Source organism: Geomonas diazotrophica (assembly GCF_019063885.1).
Taxonomy (GTDB): Bacteria; Desulfobacterota; Desulfuromonadia; order Geobacterales; family Geobacteraceae; genus Geomonas; species Geomonas diazotrophica.
The window spans coordinates 3,437,733-3,460,612 of sequence record NZ_CP077684.1 but is presented as its reverse complement, the minus strand read 5'-3'; the positions used below and the strand labels follow the sequence as shown (position 1 = coordinate 3,460,612).

At 62.9% G+C, this 22,880-nt stretch carries 19 protein-coding genes; 9 read left to right on the top strand and 10 right to left on the bottom strand.

Annotation, left to right across the window (positions count from 1 at the left end):
- Window positions 1–13: 13 nt before the first annotated feature.
- Complete coding sequence (locus KP003_RS14995) at window positions 14–883, bottom strand: alpha/beta fold hydrolase (RefSeq protein WP_217299849.1); 870 nt, start codon at window positions 881–883, stop codon at window positions 14–16.
- A gap of 559 nt (window positions 884–1,442) precedes the next feature.
- Here KP003_RS14995 and KP003_RS14990 point away from each other — a divergent pair.
- From KP003_RS14990 to KP003_RS14970, 5 genes are all read left to right on the top strand, one after another.
- The gene (locus KP003_RS14990; protein ID WP_239027554.1) at window positions 1,443–2,888 is read left to right on the top strand and encodes a B12-binding domain-containing radical SAM protein; all 1,446 of its coding nucleotides are present in this window, start codon (window positions 1,443–1,445) and stop codon (window positions 2,886–2,888) included.
- Between the two features lie 122 nt (window positions 2,889–3,010).
- Window positions 3,011–3,814 (top strand): hypothetical protein, encoded by an 804-nt coding sequence (locus tag KP003_RS14985; RefSeq protein ID WP_239027553.1) that lies wholly within the window; start codon window positions 3,011–3,013, stop codon window positions 3,812–3,814.
- Window positions 3,815–3,837: 23 nt separating this feature from the next.
- Window positions 3,838–4,545 carry a methyltransferase domain-containing protein gene (locus KP003_RS14980; protein WP_216499564.1) on the top strand — a complete coding sequence of 236 codons (708 nt, stop codon included), beginning with the start codon at window positions 3,838–3,840 and terminating at the stop codon, window positions 4,543–4,545.
- Complete coding sequence (locus KP003_RS14975) at window positions 4,542–5,777, top strand: U32 family peptidase (protein WP_217299848.1); 1,236 nt, start codon at window positions 4,542–4,544, stop codon at window positions 5,775–5,777. The genes KP003_RS14980 and KP003_RS14975 overlap by 4 nt, the downstream gene beginning before the upstream one ends.
- A complete protein-coding gene (locus KP003_RS14970) occupies window positions 5,774–6,853 on the top strand; it encodes a type III polyketide synthase (RefSeq protein WP_217299847.1) in 1,080 nt (359 codons plus the stop codon). Before KP003_RS14975 ends, KP003_RS14970 begins: the two co-directional genes overlap by 4 nt.
- Before the next feature lie 49 nt (window positions 6,854–6,902).
- On the opposite strand, the gene KP003_RS14965 is transcribed toward KP003_RS14970, so the two are convergent.
- Window positions 6,903–8,315, bottom strand: coding sequence for a B12-binding domain-containing radical SAM protein (locus KP003_RS14965; RefSeq protein WP_217299846.1), 1,413 nt, complete (start codon window positions 8,313–8,315; stop codon window positions 6,903–6,905).
- Between the two features lie 163 nt (window positions 8,316–8,478).
- On the opposite strand from KP003_RS14965, the gene KP003_RS14960 reads away from it, so the two are divergent.
- The 3 genes from KP003_RS14960 to KP003_RS14950 all read left to right on the top strand — a co-directional run bounded on the left by KP003_RS14960 (window position 8,479) and on the right by KP003_RS14950 (window position 11,789).
- On the top strand, window positions 8,479–8,631 hold the full coding sequence (locus tag KP003_RS14960; protein ID WP_217299845.1) for a hypothetical protein: 153 nt from the start codon (window positions 8,479–8,481) through the stop codon (window positions 8,629–8,631).
- A gap of 162 nt (window positions 8,632–8,793) precedes the next feature.
- A complete protein-coding gene (gene ppk1, locus KP003_RS14955) occupies window positions 8,794–11,403 on the top strand; it encodes a polyphosphate kinase 1 (protein ID WP_239027552.1) in 2,610 nt (869 codons plus the stop codon).
- Between the two features lie 110 nt (window positions 11,404–11,513).
- Window positions 11,514–11,789, top strand: coding sequence for a hypothetical protein (locus KP003_RS14950; RefSeq protein ID WP_217299844.1), 276 nt, complete (start codon window positions 11,514–11,516; stop codon window positions 11,787–11,789).
- Between the two features lie 130 nt (window positions 11,790–11,919).
- On the opposite strand, the gene hcp is transcribed toward KP003_RS14950, so the two are convergent.
- The 3 genes from hcp to KP003_RS14935 all read right to left on the bottom strand — a co-directional run bounded on the left by hcp (window position 11,920) and on the right by KP003_RS14935 (window position 15,618).
- Window positions 11,920–13,554 (bottom strand): hydroxylamine reductase, encoded by a 1,635-nt coding sequence (hcp, locus tag KP003_RS14945; RefSeq protein ID WP_302467699.1) that lies wholly within the window; start codon window positions 13,552–13,554, stop codon window positions 11,920–11,922.
- A gap of 499 nt (window positions 13,555–14,053) precedes the next feature.
- Complete coding sequence (locus KP003_RS14940; RefSeq protein ID WP_216499572.1) at window positions 14,054–14,326, bottom strand: hypothetical protein; 273 nt, start codon at window positions 14,324–14,326, stop codon at window positions 14,054–14,056.
- A gap of 59 nt (window positions 14,327–14,385) precedes the next feature.
- Window positions 14,386–15,618 (bottom strand): MFS transporter, encoded by a 1,233-nt coding sequence (locus KP003_RS14935; RefSeq protein WP_217299843.1) that lies wholly within the window; start codon window positions 15,616–15,618, stop codon window positions 14,386–14,388.
- 116 nt (window positions 15,619–15,734) lie between these two features.
- On the opposite strand from KP003_RS14935, the gene KP003_RS14930 reads away from it, so the two are divergent.
- Window positions 15,735–16,709, top strand: a complete 975-nt coding sequence (locus KP003_RS14930; RefSeq protein ID WP_239027551.1) for a LysR family transcriptional regulator — start codon at window positions 15,735–15,737, stop codon at window positions 16,707–16,709.
- On the opposite strand, the gene KP003_RS14925 is transcribed toward KP003_RS14930, so the two are convergent.
- The 5 genes from KP003_RS14925 to KP003_RS14905 are packed head-to-tail and all read right to left on the bottom strand — an operon-like array spanning window position 16,649 to window position 22,880.
- Complete coding sequence (locus KP003_RS14925) at window positions 16,649–17,218, bottom strand: CheB methylesterase domain-containing protein (RefSeq protein WP_216499575.1); 570 nt, start codon at window positions 17,216–17,218, stop codon at window positions 16,649–16,651. The two genes, KP003_RS14930 and KP003_RS14925, sit on opposite strands and share 61 nt — an antisense overlap.
- On the bottom strand, window positions 17,211–17,603 hold the full coding sequence (locus tag KP003_RS14920; protein ID WP_216499576.1) for a response regulator: 393 nt from the start codon (window positions 17,601–17,603) through the stop codon (window positions 17,211–17,213). Before KP003_RS14920 ends, KP003_RS14925 begins: the two co-directional genes overlap by 8 nt.
- Window positions 17,600–19,969: a PAS domain S-box protein gene (locus tag KP003_RS14915; protein ID WP_217299842.1), complete on the bottom strand. Its 2,370-nt coding sequence runs from the start codon at window positions 19,967–19,969 to the stop codon at window positions 17,600–17,602. The genes KP003_RS14920 and KP003_RS14915 overlap by 4 nt, the downstream gene beginning before the upstream one ends.
- On the bottom strand, window positions 19,966–21,765 hold the full coding sequence (locus tag KP003_RS14910) for a cache domain-containing protein (RefSeq protein WP_217299841.1): 1,800 nt from the start codon (window positions 21,763–21,765) through the stop codon (window positions 19,966–19,968). Before KP003_RS14910 ends, KP003_RS14915 begins: the two co-directional genes overlap by 4 nt.
- 26 nt (window positions 21,766–21,791) lie before the next feature.
- Window positions 21,792–22,880: a protein-glutamate methylesterase/protein-glutamine glutaminase gene (locus KP003_RS14905; RefSeq protein WP_217299840.1), complete on the bottom strand. Its 1,089-nt coding sequence runs from the start codon at window positions 22,878–22,880 to the stop codon at window positions 21,792–21,794.

The following is a 22,880-nucleotide window of genomic DNA, read 5'->3' as shown; positions in this document are numbered from 1 at the left end:
TCTTTGCGCTCAATCAGTACCGAACGATGCTCCGTGTGATGAAACTGTCGATGATTCCAAAAGTTTCAGCCGGCTTTTCCTCCTGGGGATTGTGACCGCATTCCTGTATCACCCGGAGTTCGGCTCCGGCAATAGCGGCTTCCAGCCGGGTTCCCTGGGACAGCGGTACGATCCGGTCGTGACTTCCCCAAAGCAGCAGTACCGGCAGGCTCAGGTCCCGGTAGCGCGCGGCGATCTGTTCCTGATCCAGCGGGACGAGGCTGCGACAGGTTTCCACCAAGGCGCGCTTCGCTTCCCTGCTGCGGTAGCAGGGCGCATACCTGGTGATGTGCTCCCGGTCGACCAGCGTATGGTCATAGTAGGCCATCTTCAACCCGACCTTGATCCAAAGGTCCGGTGCGTAAAGGGCGACGAACAACGCCGCGGCCAGCCGGTTCTCGAAAATCTCGGCCATCAGCGGCAGCCGCTGGATATATCCTGGCCCGGCCATGATGACCATGGCGGCAAGCAGCCGGTCTGCATGCCCCAGCATCGCCTCGACCGCGGTCAGCAACACCACCGCCCCGCCGAGGGAGTGGCCTACCAGGGTTACCTGCTCCAGTCCCTGCTGATCGAGGAAACCAAGGAGGCGGAGGCTGTGCCCGCGGATCGAGTAGTCGGCCTGGCTGGGCTTGGACGATGCGCCGGAGCCCAGGAGATCCAGGAGGTAGAGGGTGTAGCGATCGGCGGGAAATAAAGGCACCAGGTCGGTCCAGGTCTCCGACCTGGCCGCCAGGCCGTGCACCAAGACGACGGGGAGTGGTCCGCTGCCGTAACAGCGGTATGCCAGGATCTCACGCTCCGAGAGGTGGCACTGGTTCAGAGGAAGGTTTGCCAAGTCCATGTCGGGTAGTTTAACAGAAAGCGCAAGGGAGCGTGACATGCGGCAGCGAAATTTATGAAGTCTGCTACTATTGAGATCTATTGTGAGAAGGTTTTACTGTTTCTGGATCTGCGGGGAGTGCGAAGGTTTGGGGCGGGATCAAAAGAGCAGGAGGAAAGAGCAAGGGGGGAAGGTAGGGCAAAGTGGGTTGCATAAAAAAAGCCCGATGACCTTCGTCGTCGAGCTTTTCCCGGAAAAATAACTGACGTTCAAGTAGAACCTGCTCTGTCCGTGAGGATGGTTTTGTACTGCCAGGAAGTTGCTACCGGATGCCATCCTTTCAGGTTTTTTTATTCCCTAACGGAGGAGATTTAGAGCCTTTCGGCCTGGCCTACCGGACGTCAGTTACCAACCCCCGATGCCGCTTCATGCACCTGGAGTTGTGTTCGATTTAGTTGTCAAGGGTCTTGCTTCTTCCTTCCCTCCATAAGAATCATTTTACTACGGGGTCTTATGGCATTCAATACCTTTTTGTGGCTGCAAACGGGGGCACAACGTACAGTGCCGGAGACTTCGCCAAGTGTCGTCACGCATACTCATGATCAGCACGAACAGGGAAACGGCACCGCAGCCGGTGGCGCCGCTCGGGGCCGCCTGGGTGGCCGAAGCGCTGCGGTTGGCGGGCTTTCAGGTCCGGTTCCTGGATCTTTGCTTCGTGCGGAACCCCATTGTGGCTGTCGAGGCTGCCCTCACCGAGTTTGCACCGGACGGGATTGCCCTTTCTGTCAGGAATCTGGACAACTGCAACCTCCTGGCACCAAAGTCGTACCTCCCGGAGGTGCGGGAGTTGGTGCGCGTGATAAAGGCGCGGTCCGAGGCCCGGGTCCTTATCGGCGGCGCCGGGGTGAGCATCCTGCCGTATCCGGTCCTAAGGTACCTGGAACTCGATTACGCCGTAGTGGGAGAGGGAGAACGGGCGGCGGTGGAGTTCTTCAGCGCGCGCGACGCAGACGCAGTCGCGCGGGTGCCCGGGGTGGTCTGCAGGAGGGGGGCGCCACAGGAGCGATGCGTGCCAGCCCAGGGGGGGCGCGATGATTTCGTGATGCCGCGGCTGCACGGATGGGTCGATGCCCGGATGTACCTGGCACAGGAGCCGGTACTCCCGGTCCAAGGCAAGCGGGGCTGTGCCCAGCGCTGCCTTTACTGCACCTACCGCCAGATAGAAGGGGAATCCTGGCGGGTGCGGGATCCGCGTGCGGTGGTCGACGAGATCGTCGAGGCGATGCGGCAAACCCCGACCAGGGAGTTCGAGTTCGTGGACAGCATCTTCAACGAGCCGGAGGGGTACCTGGAACTGCTGCTGGAAGAGGTGCTGCGGCGCGGGGTGAAAGCCCGCTTCTGCGCGTCCTCCCTCTCGCCCAAAGGACTGACGGAGGCGCAACTGCGGCTGATGGGGCGGGCCGGCATGACGTCGCTGGTGATCACACCCGAAAGCGCGGCGGGAGCAACCCTTGCCGCCTTGCAGAAGGGATTCGACGAGGACGACGTCAACCGCGCCGCGGAACTGTTGGGCCGCTCGCGCCTGCGGGTACTCTGGTGCTTTCTCATCGGCGGCCCCCAGGAAGACGAGGAGACCCTGGGGCAGACGGTGGCTTTCCTGAACCGCCATGTCGGCAAGAAGGATGGCGCCTTCATCACCACCGGGATACGTATCTACCCGGGGACGGGGCTGCACCGGCTTGCCTTGGGGGAGGGAGCGGTCCAGGCGGATGACGACCTATTGATGCCGTCCTTCTATTTCTCCCCGAAGCTCACACCGGAACGAGCCCGGGCGCTGCTGGACCGCGGGGTGCGTCATGGCCGCTGCATCCACCTCACCGACACCCAGGCCCCCGTACTGGGCGCCCTGCGCCGCATCGGTACCGCGATCGGGCTGCCGACCCCCTTCTGGCGTTATGCAGGATATGCCAAAGGGGCGCTCGGTGGATGGCGGCGGCAGGGGGGCGTCCCGGCGCGGCGGCAATAGTATGTTACGAATCCGGGATGTTTTACTGCGGGGCGGCAGCCCGATCTTCCGCAAAAACGATCCGTATCCGGAGGGGGCACCATAGTGCCGAGACCGGTCAGCACCTGCCAAGGGGGGAGTATATGCGACCCGTTCGTGACGAGTCATCCTTGTCGTCGTTTCTTTGCTGCCTGCTGTCCATGTTGCTGCTGGTCCTCTCCTGCGGTCCAGCGTACGGGGCACCTGTCGCGGTCCATTTCACCGAGGGGATGGCGCGGGGCTTCCTGGAGTTGAACGATTCTGCCGGACAGCGGCTAGCGGCCGGTGATTTTCTGCAGATCCCCAACGGAGGTGAGATGAAGACCCGCGTCGTCCTCTATTTCAGGGACGGCTCACTGCACGATGAGACGGTGGTCTTCTCGCAGCAGCACAAATTCCTGTTGAAGAGCTACCGGCTGATCCAGAAGGGGAAGGCGTTCGGGAACGACCTCGATGTCACCCTGGAACGCGCCACCGGCAAATATCGGGTCAAGGTGAAGGGGAAAGACGGGCACAAGAAGCTGCTCGAGGGCGAGTTGGAGCTCCCCCCCGACGTCTATAACGGCATGCTTCCCACCGTGATGAAGAATCTCACCAAGGGGAGCAGGGAAACGATCCACATGATCGCTTTCACCCCGACCCCCAGGGTGGTAGAGCTGGAGATGGCGCCGGCGGGCAGCACCAAGATCCAGATCGGCGACGTCGAGAAGACTGCCGTCCACTATGTCCTCAAGCCGCACCTCGGCCTGCTGAGGCTCCCTGCCGCGCTCCTGGGCAAGAGCCCTCCTGACAACCACATCTGGACCGTCATGGACGAGGTCCCGGCCTTCGTGAAATTCGAAGGTCCGCTCGCCACGGGCGGTCCCGTTTGGCGCATCGAGTTGACCAGCCCCAGGTGGCCCAAATAAACCATGTGCAGCCCGCGAGCCCTATGCCATTTATCCCCCGCAAGAGGACCAGCCTCGAGTTTCTCGACCTTCCCCCGGAGGTCTGCACCCTTGAGGAACTGGAGGGAAGCCTCTCCGACATAAGGATCGTGAACCGCTACCTGGGCGACACCCGGGCGCTTCTGAAGCATCTTTCAGCGAAGGTGCAGGGGCAGCGGCACCTCTCCGTGCTCGATGTCGCTACCGGTTCGGCCGACCTGCCGGTTGCCATCGTGGAGTGGGCCAGAAAGAAAGGGATCGACATCCAGGTCACTGGCGTCGATCTCAACAGCCGGACCATAGACATCGCGCGCCGACACGCCACGGGCTACCCGGAGATCAAGCTGCTGGTGGCCGACGCGCTGCAGCTTCCTTTTCGGGACCAGAGCTTCGACCTGGTGCTCTGCAGCAAGACCCTGCATCACATGAAGGAGCCGGAAGTGGTAGCGGCGCTGCAGGAGATGCTCCGGGTGGCGCGGCGAGGCTTCATCGTCATGGATCTGCGCAGGAGCTGGATCGCCTACGTCCTCATCTACCTGCTCACCAGGATCTTCACCCGCAACCGCATGACCCGCTACGACGGCCCTCTCTCGGTCCTGAAGGCGTTCACCGCGGATGAGCTCCGCAAATCGGCGCTGCAAGCCGGAGCCACCTCCATCACGATTCGCCGGGAGCCCTTCTGGCTGCTGGTCGTTTCCGGGGAGATCGCATGAAGTTTTCCGTCGCTACCAATTTCGAGCCCGATCTTCTGCCGGCCCTGGAGGGATACCCGGTTGTCGAGCTGTTCGGGAAGCTCCCTTGCGACAGCGTTGGGGGAGGCAGGGCGTCATTCATGTTGGCGCCCCTGGGCAAGACGCAGTTCAGGGCGCATGTGCAGGACGCCGCCCGGCGCGGCATCGGATTCAACTACCTGGTGAACCCCGCCTGCATGGACAACCGCGAGTTCATCCGGAAGGGGCAGGCCGAGTTGGAGCGTCTGCTCGAGTTTGTGGAGGAGTGCGGCGTAACCTCGGTGACGGTTTCTCTCCCATTCCTGCTCCCCATCATCAAGAAGCGTCACCCGCGGCTCAAGGTACGGGTGGGCGTGTACGCCCGGGTGGACTGCGTGGCGAAGGCGAGGTTCTGGGAGGATCTCGGGGCGGACTGCATCACCCTGGAGTCGATCGCGGTCAACCGCGACTTCGCCATGCTGCGCTCGATCCGGCAGGCGGTCGGGCTGGAACTGCAGTTGATCGCCAACTCCAACTGCCTCATCTTCTGTCCCCTCTCGGGGCAGCATATGGTGAACCTCTCGCACGCCTCGCAGAAGGGACACGCGAGCCGCGGTTTCATGATCGACTACTGCGCTCTCAAATGCTCCGCGCTCAAGCTGGCCGACCCGTCGCACTACCTGCGCTCGGAGTTCATAAGACCCGAGGACATCAAAGCCTATACCGACCTCGGGTTCCACTCCTTCAAGATACTGGAGCGCGGTGCGCCGACCGAGGTGCTGGCCCGCCGGGTGCGGGCCTATGCCGAGGGGCGTTTCGATGGCAACCTGCTGGACCTGATCCAGCCCTACGGCTACAAGACGGGCTCGTCGAAGGGGGGGAGCCTGTGGGATCTCAGAAGGTTCGCCAGGTTCTTCTTCAGGCCGCTGGCGGTCAGGCAGGCCGGCCTGCTCCGCTTGAAACGGCTGGCCGAGAAGCGCGGCCTGGTGGCCGGGCTTGACTGGGACCCGGTTCATATCGACAACCGGCTTCTGGACGGCTTCCTGGAGGGGATGAGGGGGATCGACTGCCGGAGCAGCGATTGCTCCCGGTGCGGCTACTGTGAACGCTGGACACGAGAGGCGGTACGGGTGGATGAAAGGTACCGGCAGGAGCTGTTGCAGCTTTACCATGACGCTTTCCATGACATGTACTCCGGTTCACTCTGGGGTATTGCTGGCAGGAGGGGAGAATGACCGACGCACTAACCGGGGGGCAGCCCCCATCAGGAAGAACCTACGTCGCCTCGATAGCATCGGCCGTGCCGCGCTTCAGCGCCTCCCAGAGGTTTGCCGCCGACCTGGTTCGTGAGCATTTCAAGGAAACGCTCACGCCGAGAAGCATGGGGCTGATCCGGGCGACCTTCGAGCACCCGAGCATAGAGAAGCGGCATTTCGCCGTGGACGATCCCGTGCGCATCTTCGACGAAACCCAGGACCAGAGGGTGGCCCGCTTCACGGAAGAGTCGGTGAACCTGGCAGCACAGGCGGTGGCCCTCGCGCTGGAAAAGGTGGGATTGTCCGTTCAACAGGTGAAAGGCCTGGTCGTCAATACCTGCACCGGGTACATCTGCCCGGGCATCTCGACCTACCTGGCGCAGCGTTTGGGACTGGACCCCCGTACCAGGCTGTACGATCTCGTCGGCAGTGGCTGCGGCGGTGCCATTCCCAATCTCCAGGTGGCCGAGTCGATGCTGAGGATGACGGGCGGGGTGGTGGTGAGCGTCGCGGTCGAAATCTGCAGTGCCGCGTTCCAGATGGGCAACGACCTGAGCCTGATCCTCTCCAACGCGCTCTTCGGAGACGGTGCCGCAGCCGCGGTGCTGTGGGAAAGGCCGGAGGGGTTCGAACTGCACGGTTCGGCAGGGCGCTACGTGCCGGAACAGCGGGAGGCGATACGCTTCGTGCACAAGGGGGGGCAGTTGCACAACCAGTTGTCGACCGACCTCCCGAGGCTGGTCGGCAAGGCCGCGGCCGAGGTGGTGGACGATCTGCTCGCCGGCTCCACCCTTAACAGAAACGATATCGGGTGGGCGCTGCACACGGGCGGAGAGAAGGTGATCAATGCGGTGCGGGACGAGGTGGGGATCCCGGAAGACCGGCTCCGGGCGACCAGGAAGGTGCTCTCCCAGTACGGCAACATGTCTTCGCCGACGGTGTGGTTCGTTCTGGACGAGATGCTGCGGGAGGGGATGCCTTCCGGCGAGTGGTGCGTGATGCTGGCCTACGGTGCGGGACTTTCGGCGCACGCGTGCCTGTTGAGGAGAATCTGAAGGGAGGGGCCGGGGGAATTAACGTAGAACACAGAACGTAGAACTGAAGTTAAAACCTGTGCCGGGAGCGGAACTGGTCGCCGGTGAAAAATCCCCTGATCAGGTCCAGGTTGTTCAAGAGCACCTTCAGCCCGCCTTTCTCGCGCTTTCTGACAAAGTAGTTGCCGATGAACATGGAGGGGCTGCAAAAGGCCTTCAGGTTCTCCCAGTTCATGATCCGGTTCAACTGCCCCGTGCTGAGCCGCTTCGTCTTCACGTTGCACATGAACCCGGTGTACCTGCTCAGCCGGTCGGGATTGGTCACGAGGCCCGCCTCCAACAGTTCCTCCCTGATCCTCGTTCCGGGATACGGCGTCACGCATTGTACGTAGGGAAGGTCGATCGCCAGCCTGCGCGAGGCGCGGAAGACCTCCCGGATCTCCTCCGGACCGTCGTCCGGGTTGCCGATGATGAATCCCCCCATCACGCCGATGCCATGCTCCCGCAGCAGGCGCACCGCCCGCTCCGTTTTCTCCCGGATATCACCCTTCTGAAAGAAAGCCAGGTTTTGCGGGAGCACCGATTCGATGCCCAGAAAGACCATGGCGAAGTTGGCGCGGGCCAACGCCGGTATCAGTTCGGGATCGGCCACCATCCCGGCCACCGAGGCCTGGACCAGGTACTCCATGCCGTTCAGCCCGTGCTCGACTATGGCGCGGGCAAGACCGGTGAACCGGCGGCTGTCCAGGGTGATGTTGTCGTCCACCAGCAGCACGGTCCGGGTTCCCCTTTGTTGCAGCTCCTTCAGGTCCTCGATCACCCGCTCGACCCGGTGGCAGCGGAAGCTGGTGCCGTACATTCCGGTGATCGAGCAGAAGGTGCAGGTCATGGTGCAGCCGCGCGAGGTTTCGGCGCAGTCGAGCTTGCGATTGAAATAGGTGAAGCCGTCCAGGACCCGGGCGCTGCGATTGGGCAGCGGCAACCGGTCCAGGTCCAGCAGGGGAGCGGTCGGGTTGTGGATGAAACTGCCATGGCGCGCCCAGGATAATCCCGGGACGTCGAAGAAGGAGCGCTGCCCGTCCAGCGCCTCCAAAAGAGCCGGGAAGGATTGCTCCCCTTCGCCGCGCACCAGGAAATCGAAGGGAGGCGTGCCGCAGGTCAGCTCCCGGTAGGAGAGCGTGGCGTGGTAGCCGCCCAGCACCAGTTTGGCCTGGGGAAGACGGGCACGGCAGATCGACATCACCCTGAGGGCGCTTTCGTACTGGAAACTCATGCTGCTGATGCCGACCACGTCCGGCCTGAACTCGTGCAGGAACTGCTGCAGCCAGGTCTGGATGTTCCGATGCACCAGCACCAGGTCCACGACCTTCACCTCGTGCAGCGCGAGGTGGGCCGCAATCGAGCAGAGGCCCAGGTTGGGAACCTTGATGATGCGATGGAAGTTGTTGGCGGCGTCCGGCATTGCCAAAAGGAGTATCTTCATCGGCTTCCTTGAGGAAGGGGCGTTGGCTCGACCTAAGGATTATAGAGGTCGGCCTGCGATAAGCAAATCGACATGGGACCGCTGGCAAGGTGAGGCAATGAAGATAAAATGTTCGTCATTGGCCGGATGCTGGGGCGCGAAGCCGCGCAGCTGGAGGTGGACCATGGGCGAAAAGGATGGCAAGGAAGAGAACGCACCGGTTGTGGTCATCGTGGAGCGGCGCAAACAGAAGGAAAAAGAGCTGAACTCGACTGAGGTTATGAAGATATTGAGAAAGAGGGCGGCGCGGGCGCGAAAAATCCCGCCTGCGGAATAACAATAGGCAGCATAGGCAACAGGAAAGGCCCCCGTACCGGCAAGCGCAACAGGACCGGCGGGGGCCTTTCTCTGTCAGCCATACTCAAAAGCGGGCGACGGTTGCCTTCGTCGGATAATAATGTAAGAATATTATTATTCTACAGCTCTGGAGACCAAGGTCATGGAGACCAAACTTGTCGTACCCCTGAAAACCGAGCAAGAAGAGGATGCCTTTCACCTGGTGAATGAGCCAGAGCCCGTCCTGCAGAATGTGCTTGAGATCCCGCAAATGAATCCGGGCCAGGCAGCCGAGGCCTCGGACCATCCTTTAGAGAGTAATCTTCATTTCATTGAAGGTAATGTGACTGTGCTTGCCGCCCCGAGTCCCAGTGCCGCCGGCGACCCGCAGCGGCCCAAAGGGGTGAAGCAGAAGGCGCTGAAGCAGGAAAAAGGGGGCAAGGCAGGAAAGTCAAAGAGCGATAAGGTCTCCAAGGGGAAAGTCCCCAAGGACGTCAAAAGCAGCAAGATTGCCAAAGAAATCAAACCGGCCAAGGATGCCAAGGCCGCCAAAGCGACGAAAGCTGCCAAGGCGAGCAAGCCCGGAGGTACCAAGCCCAAGGCCGCCAAGGCAACGAAGCCGGGTGCCAAACAGCCGCCCAAACCGAAGAGCCCGGCCGGCGTTGAGCAGTCCGAATTCGACCTGGGCGAGAGTCGCTGGTACCTGAACCGTGAGCTCACCTGGCTCGAGTTCAACCGCCGGGTGCTGCACGAGGCGGTGGACGAGCGCACCCCGCTGCTGGAGCGGCTCAAGTTCATCGCCATCGTCAGCTCCAACCTCGACGAATTCGCCATGAAGAGGATCGGCGGTTTGAAGCAGCAGATCGGCGCGGGGCTGCACGAGCTGACCCTGGACGGCCGGACGCCGCGCCAGCAGGTAATCGAGTGCAATGCCTCGGTCCGCGAGATCGAGGCCGCCAAAAGGGAAGCCTTCCGCCAGGTGAGGGAACTCCTGGAGGCCAAGGGGATCGTCATCGAGAGCTACGACACCCTGACCCCCAAAGAGAAGAAGCAACTGCGCGAGCACTACTACACCAACATCTACCCGCTGTTGACGCCGCAATCCATAGATCCTGCCCATCCTTTCCCGTTCATCTCCAACCTTTCGCTCAACCTCCTGGTGACGCTGCGCTACCCGAAGTCGCGAGAGCACACCCTGGCACGGGTCAAGGTGCCGATCGGGCTGGGGACGTCACGGTTCATCCGGGTGGGTAAGGGAGATCACTTCATCCCGATCGAGCAGGTGATGATGAACAACCTGGACATGCTCTTCCCCGGCATGCTGATCGTTTCCTGCGAGATCTTCCGGGTCACCCGCAACGCCAACACCGAGAAGGACGAGGAAGAGGCAGACGACCTGATGTCGATGATCGAGTCGGAGCTTAAGGAGCGCAAGTTCGCTCCCATCGTTCGGCTCGAGGTGGGGGAGGGGATGGAGCCGCTGCACCGCGGGCGCCTGGCGGCAGAGCTGGAACTGGACGAGGAAAACGATGTCCTGGAGGTATCGGGGATGCTCGCCCTGCGCGACCTCTTCGAGATCTCAAAGCTCGATTACCCGCGGCTGCACGACCCTCCGCACCACCCGATCGACCACCCGCAACTCCCCGCGGAGAGGAACATCTTTCATACCATCCGCGATCTGGGAGCGATCCTTTTGCAGCACCCGTACGTCTCCTTCTCCACCTCGGTGGAGCGTTTCCTGCGTGAGGCGGCCAACGATCCCAAGGTGCGCGCCATCAAGATGACCCTGTACCGCACCTCGATCCAGGGGCGCATCATCGACGCGCTGGTGCAGGCGGCGCAGAACGGCAAGCAGGTGGCGGTGGTCGTGGAACTGAAGGCGCGCTTCGACGAGGCAACCAACATCCACCTGGCCGAGGTGATGGAAGAGGCGGGGATCCATGTCACCTACGGTGTGGTCGGCCTCAAGACCCACTGCAAGGTGATCCTGGTGGTGCGCCAGGACTTCCAGGGACTCAGGCGCTACGTCCACATCGGTACGGGGAACTACCACACCGAGACCGCCCGCATCTACAGCGACACGGGCATCATCACCTGCGACGATGTCATTGCCCAGGACGTCACTGAGCTCTTCAACTACCTCACGACCGGGTTCACGGCGAAGCGCAACTACCGTGCGGTCATGCCGGCGCCTAAGCTCCTGAAGAAGGCTCTCCTCACGCGCATCGAGCGGGAGGTGGAGCTGCACCGGCAAACCGGCGGCGGGCTGATCAGGTTCAAGATGAACGCGCTGGAGGACGGCGACATCGTCAAGGCGCTTTACCGTGCCTCGATGGCGGGGGTGAAGGTCGACCTGTACGTGCGGGACACCTGCCGGCTGCGCCCCGGCATCCCGGGGCTGTCGGACAACATCCGCGTGGCCAGCATCGTCGGGCGCTTCCTCGAACATTCCCGGATCTACTACTTCAGAAACGGAGGCACGGAGGAGTACTTCATCTCTTCCGCCGATGCCATGAAGCGCAACCTCGAGGCGCGGGTGGAAGTCCTCTGCCCGGTCACGGCGCCTGAGCTGACCACCGAGCTGCGCACCGTCCTTGACTGCTACGATGCGGACCACCGTTCCGCCTGGGACATGCAGTCCGACGGCAGCTATGTGCAGCGTCAGCCCGCGGAGGGAGAAAGCGGCGAGGGGACGCACCAGATGCTGATTGCCCAGGCACAGCAGCGACTGAAGGACGCGCTCAAGCAGAAGAAAAAACCGATGCAGAAGTGATCCGCAGTCAGGAACGCTGCCGGATGACGGAGAGAGGGAAAAGAGATAGCATATTCGATGTGCCGGTGCTGACAGCCGGCCGCAACCGGGTGATACCCGAGGGGGAAACGATGGAACCTAAAGCAACATGTGTCTGTGCGGGCGATCATGAGCACCACATCTGCTACCTGCACAGTAAAGGTCTGGTTGAAGAGGTGGAAAAACTCACCGACAACCCGACCGTGACCTGCGCGATCTGCCTGGTCAACGCCAATTCACCCGATAACGTCTGCTCACCGACCACGCTCGGCGGCGGGTTCAAATACTCGGACATGCAGGGGAGCAAGAAGATCATCTGCGAGAGTGTGACCGAGGCCATCCCCGAGAACGATAAAAAAGATACGTAGCAGAGTCCTTCCCCCCGGAGGGGGAGGAGCTTCGTCCAGCAACCATGACAAACAAATAAAAAGGCGGCCCCGGTGTTGAACCCGGGACCGCCTTTTTTCGTTTGCTGCTGTCTGTGCCGCGGGGGTTGGCTTACCCGAGGATCTGCTTCAGGTCGCCTTCTGCGGTGCCGATCGGGCCGATGTTGAAGTTCTCGACCAGGAAGTTCAGCACGTTCGGGGTGATGAAGGCCGGCAGGCTCGGTCCCAGCTTGATGTTCTTCACGCCCAGGTGGAGCAGGGTGAGGAGGATCGCCACCGCCTTCTGCTCGTACCAGGAGAGGATGAAGGAGAGCGGCAGGTCGTTGACGCCGCAGTTGAAGGCGCCGGCAAGTGCCACGGCGATCTGGATCGCGGAGTAGGCGTCGTTGCACTGGCCGATGTCCAGAAGGCGCGGGATGCCGCCGATGTCGCCGAAGTCGAGCTTGTTGAAGCGGTACTTGCCGCAGGCCAGGGTCAGGATGACGCAGTCGCTCGGCACCTGCTCGGCGAACTCGGTGTAGTAGTTACGGCCGGTCTTGGCGCCGTCGCAGCCGCCGATCAGGAAGAAGTGACGGATCTGCCCTGCCTTCACCGCGTCGATGACCTTGTCGGCCACGCCGAGCACCGCGTTGTGCCCGAAGCCGGTGAGGATCTCCTTGCCCGGGGCCTCTTCGAAGCCGGGGAGTGCGAGCGCCTTCTCGATTACCGGGGAGAAGTCCCAGCCGTTGATGTTCTTGACGTCCGGCCACTGGACCAGGCCCCAGGTGAAGAGACGGTCTTTGTAGCTCTCGGCCGGGCGCTGGATGCAGTTGGTGTTGAAGATGATGGCGCCGGGGAAGTCCACGAACTCCTTGGCCTGGTCCTGCCATGCACCGCCGAAGTTGCCGGCCAGGTGGGCGTACTTCTTGAGGCCCGGGTAGCCGTGGGCGGGGAGCATCTCGCCGTGGGTGTAGATGTTGATCCCTTTGCCTTCGGTCTGCTTCAGGAGCTCTTCCAGCATGCGCAGGTCGTGGCCGGAAACGAGGATCGCCTTGCCCGCCTTGGTGCCGAGCTGTACCGGGGTCGGTACCGGGTGGCCAAAGCTGTCGGTGTTGGCCTTGTCGAGCAGCTCCATGGTGACCAGGTTGATCTTGCCGCATTCCATGGCGAGGCCGACGTAGTCCATGAGGCCGAGTTTGAGGTCGAGGGTCGCTGCCAGCGCCTTGTGGGTGAAGGCGTAGACCTCTTCGCTCTCGAGGCCGATCACCAGGGCGTGGTGAGCGTACGCCGCGTAGCCTTTCATGCCGTAGATGAGGATTTCCCTTACGGACTTCACGTCGGCGTCGACCTCGTCGCTCTTGACGCCGTGTTTTGCACCCAGTTCGACCAGCTCGGAAGTGGTGCCGGCGTGGAACGGCTGCGCCGCCTCGGGTACGGTGCCGGCGTACGGGGCGCCGTTGGCCTTCTCGTACAGTGCCTGTGCCTGGTTGCGCAGGGTGGCTGCTTCGCGCACCAGCTTGGCGATCTCCTCGGCGTCGAAGTCGACGTTGGTCACCGTGGTGAAGAGGCCGTCCAGCATGAAGCGGTCGATGGCTGCGTCCTTGGCGCCTTTATCGCGGGCGAGGTTGGCCCAGAAGGCGATCCCTTTCAGGTTGTACACCAGCAGGTCCTGCAGAGCAGCTACTTCCGGTTTCTTGCCGCAGACGCCTACTTTGGAGCAACCGCCGTTGGCGGCCTGTTCACACTGGTAGCAAAACATGTTGTCCATCACTTCCTCCTTAGCGTTGTTTTGAGTTGAGTTTCCCATACCGAAAAGGTTCTTCAAAAAGGTCTTCATCCGTTCTCCCGAGTGAGCTTGATCTGTCGAAGCGGTCCCCGTGGCAGTCATCGGCTCCTTTGTGCCGCTTCGATGATGTGACTCTAGCGGCTATTGACGGTGGCGACCTTGACCTAAGTCATAAAAAACGGGTTTGTGGTTTTGGGGATCTTTTTTGTCTTGTGGCGGGGGATGGGGGCTTTGGGGGAGCCAACGGGAGCCAACGGGAGCCAATGGGAGCCAATGGGAAGGATGGGAAGGACGGGAAGGATGGGAAGGATGGGAAGGACGGGAAGGATGGGAAGGATGGGAAGGATGGGAAGGGCGGGAAGGGCGGGAAGAGCGGGAAGGGCGGTGCTGAAGGGGGAGCGTGGCGCGGCGGCGGGCGGATGTGCTGCAGCACTGCGGAGGCAGGCGGGGAGCGTCGTCGCTTACCCCGCTGCATTGGACATCAGTGGACTATGCTGCCTACCATGGCCTTGTAGATGTCGGGACGGAGCACGAACTGCAACCTCGATGAGGTGGCGGTGCCAAAGGCTATGGCCTGCTCGCCGCCGATGTAGTTGTTGAGATGGTAGATGGGGCGCAGGTTGAATCCCAGCCGCCCCAAATCGGCTTCGAAGACGCGGCCGTATTTCGACGCCAGTTCGGAAACCCGGTCCCAGGTCCCTAACATTTCCAGGGGAATGGACACCCCGTCTGCTACACGAATAAGTTCCGGCATGCTTTGCTCCTCCTGACTTCTGAGGATTTTATCGGCGAGCACGCCTGGAACTTGAGAGGTTAACTGCGCAAAACGTCGAGTGAGGCAACGGCGTTGCGGGCGGGGCATTCGGTCTCGGCGCAGGTGGTGAGAAACTTCAAAAGTGCCAGCCCACCCCCAAGGAGTCCCAAGATCAGGAGCACCACGCCCTGCCACCCAAAAGCGCTCCAGAACAGTCCGCCGACGGTGCCGGAGACGCTGGACCCGAGGTAGTAGAAAAAGAGATAGAGGGAGGCAGCCTGCGCACGTGCGTTCTTGGCGCGGCTCCCCACCCAGCTGGAGGCGATGGTGTGGGCGCCGAAGAAGCCGCAGGTGAAAATGGCGATCCCGGTAACGATGGTGCCCAGGTCGCGGCTCACCGTGCACAAGGCCCCCGCGACCATGGTGCCTATGGTGAGAAAGAGCATCCGGCCACGTCCGAAGCGCTCCACCTGCACCCCGATCATGGAAGAGCTGAAGGAACCGAGCATGTAGACCAGGAAGATAAGACTCACCAGCGAGGCCGGGAGGTGGTACGGCGCACCCAAAAGCCGGAAGGTGATGTAGTTGTACAGGGTCACGAAGCTCCCCATGATCAGGAAGGAGATCCCGTACAGGCAGAGCAGCCCCGGGTCCTGCAACTGCCGGTACAGGGAGCTGAACAGGTAACGCACGGCAAAGGGTCGCTTCTTGAAGTTCTCCGAGGGGGGGAGGCTCTTGGCGAAATAGAGGCTCAGCACGAAGCAGACTGCGCCGATGACGGCAAGGGCCGTGCGCCAGGAGGTCGCCTCCGCCATGGTGGCGGTGAAGATCCTGCCGGTCATGCCGCCGATGGCGTTGCCGCTTATGTAGAGCCCGATGGCTGAGGTGAGCGAAGCCGGGGCGATCTCCTCGCTCAGATAGGCCAGGGCCACGGCCGGAAGCCCGGCCAGGGCGATCCCTTGCAGGAACCTCACCACGACCAGCTGCTCGAGGCTCTGGGTATGGGCGGTCAGGTAGGCCAAAACGGAGGTGGTTACCAGCGAGGCGACCATCACGGTTTTCCGCCCCAGCGTCTCGGAGATGGTCCCGGCGAAAAGCATCGAGACGGCGAGGGCGCAGGAGGTCACGGAAAGCGGCAGGCTGGCGAACATGGCGCTGACGCCGAACTCCCGGGTGAACACCGGCAACAGCGGCTGCAGGTCGTACAGCGTGATGAAGGTGACGAAGCCCGCGAAGAAAAAGGCCCAGTTGATCTGCCGGTATCGTTTGGTGCCGCTTTTGATGGATCCCATTGTTTTCCCCTGTTGTTGTCCGCCGCTTCCGAAGCAACTATACCCCTTGCCGTATCATAAGAAAAATATATAATGCTTATCGCTTCGATAGTTATTTTTTATCGATTGGGGGCGGCATGGACATCAGGCAGTTGAGGTATTTCCTCGAGGTGGCGCGGCTTAGCAACTTCACCAAGGCGGCGGAGTCGCTGCGCATCGCGCAGCCCGCGGTCAGCATGGCGGTGAAGAAGCTGGAGGAGGAACTGGACCTGGTCCTTTTCAACCGCCAGGACAAGAAGGTCTCGCTGACGGCGGAGGGGGAGATCTTCCTGTCGCACGCCAGGCGGATCATGGATGACCTGCGCGGCGCCGAGCTGGAGATGGCCGAACTGAAGGGGCTCAGCAGGGGAGAGGTGAGGATCGGCATCACCCCGATGATAAGCGCCTACTTCTTTCCCGACATCTTCCGGGACTTCAAGAGGAGCTATCCGCAACTGAGCATCTCGGTGCTCGGGGAGGGCTCGGGGAGGATCCAGAAGATGATAGGGGATGGGGAGCTGGACATGGGGGTGGTTGCCGGCGGGGGGAGCGCCGCCTTTCCCGCCACCCTGGAGGTGCGCCGTTTCCTGCGCGAGGAGATCGTTGTCTGCGTGCCGCTGGACCATCCCTTTGCCGGACGGCAGGCCGTGACGCTCGCGGAGTTCATCGGAGAGCCGCTGGTCTTCTACAAGGAGGGGTACTACATCAGGGAGTTCTTCCTGGAGGCGCTCAAGGGGACCGGCAGTGCGCCGAGGATAATCTTCGAGACCAACCTCTTCTCCCTGGTTAAGTCGCTGGTGCGCAACGGTACCGGGATCTCCATCTTCCTCAAGATGGTGGTGGCCGAAGACACCGATCTCGCCGCGGTCTCCTTCGATCCTCCGTTGCACCTCAACCTGCTCATCGCCTGGAAGAAGGACACCTATCTCTCGCTGGCCAACCGCGCCTTCGTCGACTTCCTGCTGGAGCATGCCCCGGGGGAGCGGGAGGGGGGAGCGGCGGTAGCCCCCCTTTACATCGGCTCCAGCAACTCCATCAGCTTGCCCGCTATCTTCTTAGGGGGAAGGACGTAATCGACCGCCCCGGTCTGGGCAGCAGCCTTGGGCATGCCGTAGATGGTGGATGACTGCTGGTCCTGGGCGATGGTGATGCCGCCGATCTCGTGGATGTGCCTGATCCCGTCGGCGCCGTCGCGCCCCATGCCGGTCAGCACGATGCCGATCAACTTGCCTTTCAGCGGCCTGCCCAAGGAGAGCATGGTGACGTCCGCGGCCGGCTGCACGTAGTTGACCCTGGGGCCCTCGCACAGGACCACCCGGTTGTTTCCCGTCAACTGGAGGTGGAGCCCCCCCGGCGCCATGTAGACGTGGCCGCTTTTCAGGAACTCGCCGTCTTCGGCGAGCTTCACCGGCATCGAGGCGGCCGTTGCCAGTCCCTGCGCAATGCGGTAGTCCATCTCCGGCGTGATGTGCAGCACGATGAGAAAGGCTGCGTTCAGCGGCGGCAGTTCCCTGAACAGCGCCTTGAGCGTCAGCGGCCCTCCGGTGGAGACGCCTATGACCACCAGATTCCTGCTAGTCATGGTCGACCGGCGTGTTCAGCAGGGTGAGGTAGTACTCGATGGAATCCAGCAACTCGTCCGGGGTGAAGGGCTTGGTCATGTAGTCCGAGACGTACTCCTGCAGCCCCTCCATCTTCGAGTCGGGCTCGCCCATCCCGGTCAACATGACGATGACGTTGCCCGGGTACAACCCCCGGTCCACGATCTCCCTGATGGTGTCCCAACCGTCCATGTCCGGCATCATGATGTCCATGAGGATGACCCCCCGGAATCCCGCCTCCAGTTGCTCCAGGCACTCGGGACCGCTAGCCGCGCTGGCCAATTCGAGCCGTGCGGATTCGCAGATGATGTCCACCGATGCCCTGACGTACTCGTTGTCGTCTACGATCATTACCCGTCTGTTCATGGCTGTGGTTCCTTATGTTCCGGCGCGGGCGCGCCTTGCTGTGCTTCGAGGAGCTGGGCCATGGTGCGGTGGTCCAGCGGCGGGGGCTCGCCCTGGGGCGGTTTCACTTGGTACAGCATCTCGTTGATCCGGGCCATGAACTGCTCCAGGGTGAAGGGCTTGGCCAGGAAGATCGCCTCTTGGCGCAGGTTTTCTTCCTGTGGCGCCATGGCGTTGGTGTATCCCGAAATGTAGAGCACGGGGAGCGCGGGGTAGCGCTCCTGCAGTTTCTCGTACAGCTCGGGCCCGGTCATTTCCGGCATGACCACGTCCGTCGCCAGCAGGTCGATCCCCTGTTCCTCCGCCTCCGCCAGCTCCAGCGCCCGGGACGGGGTCTCCGCCACCAGGACCCGGTAGCCGAAGGAGGCGAGCAGGTCGGCGGCGACCTCGCGGATCATCTGGTTGTCCTCGACCAGCAGGATGGTCCTCTCGCTGCTGTCATGCTCGGGGGGGGCTACCCCGGCGGGAGGGCGCATGATGGGCTCGGCGGAACTCGCGCTGGCGGGGAGGTAGATCGCGAACCTCGTGCCCTGCCCCGGGCGGCTCTTCACGTCGATGCAGCCGCCGTGATGCTTGATGACGCCGTAGACCGTGGCGAGACCGAGGCCGGTGCCGCGGCCGCTCTCCTTGGTGGTGAAGAACGGCTCGTACATGTGCCGCAGCGTCTCCTCGGTCATGCCGCAGCCGTCGTCGCTGAAGGCGAGCAGGATGTAGTGCCCCGGCTTGGCGACCGGATGCTGCCGGTGGAACTCGTCGTCCAGTATCAGGTGGCCGGTCTCGATGCAGATGGAGCCGCCCCCTTCGATGGCGTCCTGCGCGTTCAAGACGAGGTTCAAGAGGACCTGCTCCAACTGGCCGCGATCTGCCTGGACCTTGGCGGCGCCGGGGGAGAGCAGCAGGTCGATCTCGATGTTGTCCCTGACGGTGGCGCGCATGATCTCCCTGAACGACGTGATCACCTCGTTCAGGTCCAGAAGGTTCATGTGCAGCATCTGCTTGCGTCCGAAGGAGAGGAGCTTCTGGGTCAGGTCGCTCGCCTTGTGGGCCGCCGAGCTCATGGACTGGATCATGCGCGTCTGGGGGCTCCCCTCGGGAGAGATCCTGAGCAGCATGTCGGCATAGACGATGATCGGCGTGAGCAGGTTGTTGAAGTCGTGGGCGACGCCGGCGGCCAGCTGTCCCACCGCCTCGATCTTCTGGCTGTGGCGCAGCTGCTCTTCCAGTACGTGACGCCCCTCGTCGGCCCGGACCCGACTGATGGCGATGCCGGCCAGGTGGGCCGCCGACTCCAGCAACTGGAGATCCTCGTTCCCGGGCGCGCGCGGCTCCCGGTGGTACACCGCGAGGGTTCCCAGGAGGGTGCCGTTGCTGGCGAAGACCGGCTCGGACCAGCAGGACCTGAGGCCGGCTTCCCGCGCCGGCTGGAAGTTGTGCCAGTAGGGATGGGGGGCGAGATCCTCGACCACTACGCGCTGCCGCAGGAAGGCCGCGGTGCCGCAGGAGCCCTTCCCCTTGCCGATCTTTATGCCGTCCACCGCCTGGTTGTACTCGGCGGGTAGCGAGGGGGCGCAGCCGTGGCGCAGCCTGGTGCCCGATTCGTCGACGAGGAGTATGGAGCAGAGCGAGCCGGGAAGGCAATCCTCGACGAACTGCACCACGTCGGTCAGCAGCTCCTCCAGCTCCGCGTCGCTGGCGATCCGTTCCAGCGCCTTGAGGCGGCTGCGCTCCCGCTGTTCGGCGTGCTTTCTCTGGGTGATGTCCCGCGCGATGCTCAAGATCAGCGTCCGACCTTCGCTCTCCATGACCCGTGCCCGGACCTCTATCGGGATCTCGGACCCGTCCTTGGCGAGGTAGGCGCTCTCGAAGCTGGCCTCGCCGCTTTCCTTGAGCCTGGCGATGGTCGGCTCCTCGCTGGCGGCGAATTCGGGCGGTTCCAGCTGCTGCAGGCGGAGCCCGACCAGCTCTTCCGGTGCGTACCCGGTCAGCCGGCAGAGCGCCTGGTTGAAGTAGAGCAGCCGTCCCTGCTCGTCGGTCTGCACGATGCAATCGTTGGCGGCCTCGATCTGGGCCGCTTTGAGCGCCAGCTCCGCCTGTTGCCCTTGGACGATGCGCTCGGTTTCCTCCAGGTGAGCCAGGTGGGAGAACAGGATACGGGTAAGTGCCGCAATCACCACGCAGAGAACGAGGATCAGCATGGACTGCTGCAACGGCTCACCGACCAGGGACCCGCTCTCGCCCAAGGCGAAGATGCCGATCACCGCGGCGATTACGGCCGCGACGGTTATGCCGATGCGGGTCTTGAGCTCTGCTATGGAGAAGTGTCTCATATCTGGTTGCTCTCTTTACGGCTTTCCTGGAACAGCGCGCCTTCGTGCGCCGCGGGGGGCTGGTTCCCCGCCCGCTTCAAGGTGAAGAACATGGTGGTGCCGCAGCCCGCTCCCGGGCTCGCCGCCCAGAGCTTTCCCTCGTGGTTGGTGACGATCCTGCGGCAGATCGCGAGCCCGAGCCCCTGCGTGTTCAGGTCGTGGCGCGCGGTGTCCGCCTTGTAGAACTCGTCGAAGACCCGGGTCAGCTGCTCGTGGTCCAGCCCTGTGCCGTCGTCCTGGACCGACACCTCGACCTCCTCCCCCTTGTCGAGGGCCGAGATGATCACCTTCCCGTTCTGGGCGGCGTAGCGCGCGGCGTTGCTGAGCAGGTTCTTGAACAGCAGCGTGAGCTGTTCCGCCGATCCAAGTACCTGGAGCTCCGGGTCGATGGCGTTGCAGCAGATCACCCCGCGCTGTGCCAGAGCGGGGGAGAGTTCGCTCAGGGCGCTCTCGGCCGCGGCGGAGAGACTCACCGGGATGAGCCGGGGCGGATTCGAGGAGATCCGCACCAGGTCGAGTGCCTTTCCCGCGAGCCCCTGGATCTGGTTCACGCACTGCTGGCAGATTTCCAGCATCCTCTCCACGCCCGGGTCGCTCACCTTGGCGCGGATCATGGGGATCAGGGCGAAGAGCGGGGTAAGCGGCGTGTTCAGGTCGTGGTTCAGCTGGATCATCATGGACTCGATCATGCGCGAATGGTGCATCTGCGCCTCGAGCTTGCGGCTCTCCTGCTCGGCGGCCTTGCGCTCGGTGATGTCGAGGATGACCCCCACCAGCCCCGCGGCGTTGCCCTGGTCGTCCCTGACCGCCGCCTTGTGGAAGATGACGTCGTGCAGCGTTCCGTCCGCGTAGCGCACCTGGGACTCGTAGACCTGCGTTCCCGTGGTCTCCAGGATCTCCCGGTCCATGTCCGTGTATTTCCGGGCGAGCTCCCTGTCCCAGAGGTCGAAGGCGGACTTGCCGATGAGCCGGTCGCTGCTCAGCCCCACGTAGAACTGGAACGCCTTGTTGCACAGGTTGTAGTGCCCCCGGGCATCCTTGGAGAAGATGGGGCTCGGGATGGTATCCAGCAGGAGCTGCTGGAAGCCCAGCTGCCTCTTGATCTCGTTCTCCGAGCGCCTGCGCTCGAGTCCCAGGATCAGGGCGCAGATCACGAAGATGGCCGCCAGCGAGATGTTGATGGCGCTGATCTTGAGGTTGATCCGGTCGTAGCGTGCCAGGTACTCGCTCTGCTTCACCCCCACGAACAGGGCCCCGATTACCTTGCCTTTGAGGTCGTGGACGGGGTCGTAGGCGGTGAAGTAGGGTATCCCCAGGATGTCGGCCTCGCCGCGGTAACGGTCCCCCCGCCTGAAGATGGCGTCGTAGGCGGGCCCGGTGAGCCTCGTCCCTATGGCCCGGGTCCCGTCCTCCTTCATGACGTTGGTGGCCACCCGGGTGTCCCCCTGGAAGATGGTGGCCCTGCTGCCGGTCATGGCAAAGATCTTGTCCGGCATCTCGTTGTCGCCGTTGAGGGTGTAGTAGTCCCCGAGGATGAGCTTGCCGTTCTCGATATGGAAGTGCCGACCGTGGCGGTCCATCAGCTCCCAGAACACCAGCATGCTGCTTTCCTGCTGCCGGCTGGCCTGGCGCACCGCCTCATCCTTGATCTGGTCCAGCATGATGTGATTGGCGGTGATCATCACCACCGCGACGACGATCGCGCTGGCCAGAAGCAGTATGGAAAACTTGTCGGTAGCGATCTTGAGCTGCTTCACATCTTCCCCCGGCGCCTTGCCCTGCTTTAAACCCTGAAGCTGCGTTTGCCGTGCGAGGCAAGCCAGCCGATGAGGCGCCCCGCCATCTCGGAGAGGGGGACCACCTCGTCTACCCCTCCCCGGGCGATCGCCTCGCGGGGCATGCCGAAGACGACGCAGCTTTCCTCGTCCTGTGCCAGCGTTCTCGCGCCGGCGTTGTGCATCTCCAGCATCCCTGCGGCGCCGTCGTCTCCCATGCCGGTCAGGATGATGCCGAGGCTGTTGTCCGCGGCGCAGTTGGCGGTGGAGCGGAACAGCACGTCGACCGAGGGACGGTGCCGGGAGACCGGCGGCCCGTCGTCCAGGGCGATGGTGTAGTTTGCCCCGCTCCTGGAGAGCAGCATGTGCCGGTTGCCCGGCGCGATGTAGGCGTGTCCCGGGAGCACCCGGTCCCCGTGCTCGGCCTCCTTGACCGCCAGGGCGCACAGGCCGTCCAGCCGCGCGGCGAAGGTCCGGGTGAAGGTCTCCGGCATGTGCTGGGTGATCAGGATGCCGGGGCAGTCCGCCGGGAGCGCGGTGAGGAAGGTCTTGAGCGCCTCGGTGCCTCCGGTCGAGGAGCCCACGGCCACCACCTTCTCCGTGGTCGAGAAGTGCTGGCGGCGGTTGGGCAGGACCGCGTCGGCGCTCAGCTTCGCCTCCACCGGCGGGGCGACCCCGGGGACGCTTCCCCTTCTCTTGAAGGAGAGCCTCGCGCAGCGGATCTTCTCGGCAAGCTCCTCGGCGTACTCCATAAGCCCGCTGCGGATGTCTATCTTCGGCTTGGTGATGAAGTCGAATGCACCAAGCTCCAGCGCCTTCAGCGTCACCGCCGAGCTCTTTTCTGTCAACGAGGAAACCATGACCACCGGCATGGGGCGCAGCCTCATCAGTTTTTCCAGGAAGGCGAGGCCGTCCATCTTGGGCATTTCCACGTCCAGGGTGAGCACGTCGGGGTTCAGTTCCTTGATGCGCTGCCGGGCCGCCAGTGGGTCCGGTGCGGTTCCCACAACCCTGAGGTCGGGGGTGGCGTTGATGATCTCGGTCAAGAGGGACCGAACCAGGGCAGAGTCGTCTATTACCAGCACCTTGATGGGCAT